The following is a 2,369-nucleotide window of genomic DNA, read 5'->3' as shown; positions in this document are numbered from 1 at the left end:
AGAGTGAAATGGTTTTTCCACTCGTAGGAGAAGCTCCATCTAAATCTTGTTTCTGATTTAGGTGGAGAGGTTCACATGGTTGATCTGACAAGATATGCTTTTATTGGGGAATCTGATATAAATCATCTGGTTTCTGTACTGGTTTGTTATGATATTTTTAGTTAGCTTACTTTATTTTGTTACATATTTATCTAAGGTTGGCTATAAAATCAAGAGCTGAGCTAGCTTTTTGCAGGTTATTATAGTAGTTATCTAGAATTATAAATAGGAAACTATTTAATTTAATAAAGTGGTGATATGTCGAGATGACACTAATAGATAATAAAGCGGAGCGATTTTTTTCAGAACAGATTATTGACAAACAATTAGTCCAACAAGTTAAAGATAATTTGAGCTTACCAACTCATTTAATTGAAGATTTGATTTTAACTTATAAAGAAGAGCAGCTTAGTTTAGCTGAAATTGAACGATTGTTGAATCAGCAAGTAGTTAAGAGTAAAGATAATCTAAAGTTACAAAACCAGATTCGACAACAAGCTCAGACTGTTATTGATAAAATTATAGTTAAGATTAAAAATAAAGCTGATTACCAAGCTCAATTATTTAATTTAGGTCTTAAAGAAGTAAAGGTCGAGCATGAGATTATTAAATCATATCCTAGGTTATTAGAGAATGGGGTGTGGGCCAAAATTCAACTTCACTATCTCGAAGAAAAGGATGAATTTGAAATAATAGAATTGATTCCTGTTTATAATAATGAGTTTGATTTCGAAGAATTCAAAGAGAAACGAGAAGGGTTTACTGATTTTCAGTGGCGTTGTTTTTTACTTAGAAGTATTGGGATTGAACCTTTAGATCTATCGGAAAGAAAAAAGTTACTTTTTTTAAGTCGCTTGATTCCCTTTGTAGAAAAGAATTATAATTTTATTGAATTGGGTTCACGAGGAACTGGTAAATCTTATATTTATCGCCAATTATCTGAACAGTCCATTTTAGTCTCTGGGGGTAAGACTACAGTAGCCAATCTTTTTTATAATATGGGAACTAAGCAAGTAGGTTTAGTAGGTAAGTGGGATATCGTTGCTTTTGATGAGGTAGCTTATGTTGATTTTAAAGATAAGACTGCGATTCAGATCTTGAAGGATTATATGGAATCCGGTTCTTTCAGTCGGGGTCAAGAAGAGATAGTTGCTGAAGCGTCAATGGTTTTTTTAGGGAATATAAATCAAGATATCTCTGTATTAATAAATCAGAGCCATTTATTTAAACCTTTGCCAGAGTTAATGCAAGATATAGCTCTGATTGATCGTTTCCATTTTTATTTACCTGGTTGGGAGATGGAGCGGTTAAAAGAGGATTACTTTACTACTCATTATGGATTACAGAGTTCTTATTTGGCCCAAACTCTGAATAAATTAAGGGAATTAGATTTTAAAGGAGTAATAGACAACCACTTTAATTTTGATCAACAGATGGATGTACGTGATAAACGGGCTGTTAAAAAGACTGTAGCTGGTTTTTTAAAATTACTACATCCTCATGGAAAATTTAGTAATGAAGATTTAAGGAGTTATCTAGATATTGCTTTAGAAGGAAGAAAGAGGGTTAAAGAACAATTAATTAAGATGGCTCCTTTTGAATATGAAGAGACCAGTTTTAATTATCTAGAGCAACAGAGTGGACAAAGTTTTTATATTCACCTTCCTGAACAGCGAATGGATACAGGATTTAGGCGTGAGCTAGCCAAACCTGGGACGATTTATATCGGTCAAATTCTTAATGGACAAACTATTGCCTTACTTAAATTAGAAATTAAAATGAAAGCTGGACAAGGAAAATTAATCTTTACTGGTCAATTAGATCATACTTTAAAAAAACAGATTAGAAAGACATTTCTTTATCTAAAAAATAGAAAATTAAATTTGAAACTAAAGAATAGAGTTGAACGAAATGATTTTTATGTTAAATTAGTGCCTTTAATGCATCAAGTAACTGCTGATATTAGTAATACATTTTTAATTGCTATTTACTCTTTGTTAAATAACAAATCAGTGCCTAATGGCTTATTGGTTACTGAAAAGAGCAGTTTGTATCGTAAAGTAAAATCTACTTTTGTACTTAAGGCCTTAAAAGTAGAAAGTGAGACTGGAAAGGTTAAGACTTTATTACCGTTAAAGAAGGATAATATTTTTGTTGAGGTACCAAGTGAAATTATTGCTTATGCACCACGTTTTATTAAGGTTTGATTGATACGCGTTAATTTAAGATAATTACTGATATTATAGATGTTCGAAGTGAAGCTTTATTACAATTATGGTGTGATCTGTTGCGATATGAAAAGTATCGCCTAGTATTGTGAAGACAATCTA

Annotated in this window: 1 protein-coding gene; it reads left to right on the top strand. The window is 31.4% G+C overall.

Features of this window, described 5'->3' with window-relative positions:
* The first annotated feature begins 305 nt into the window (after positions 1–305).
* Positions 306–2,246: a BREX system Lon protease-like protein BrxL gene (gene brxL / locus MWH25_RS12705; RefSeq protein WP_248628025.1), complete on the top strand. Its 1,941-nt coding sequence runs from the start codon at positions 306–308 to the stop codon at positions 2,244–2,246.
* The last annotated feature ends 123 nt before the right edge of the window (positions 2,247–2,369 follow it).

It is taken from the genome of Natroniella acetigena, from assembly GCF_023227745.1.
GTDB classification, from domain to species: Bacteria; Bacillota; Halanaerobiia; order Halobacteroidales; family Halobacteroidaceae; genus Natroniella; species Natroniella acetigena.
This window is presented reverse-complemented; position numbering and strand designations above follow the sequence as displayed.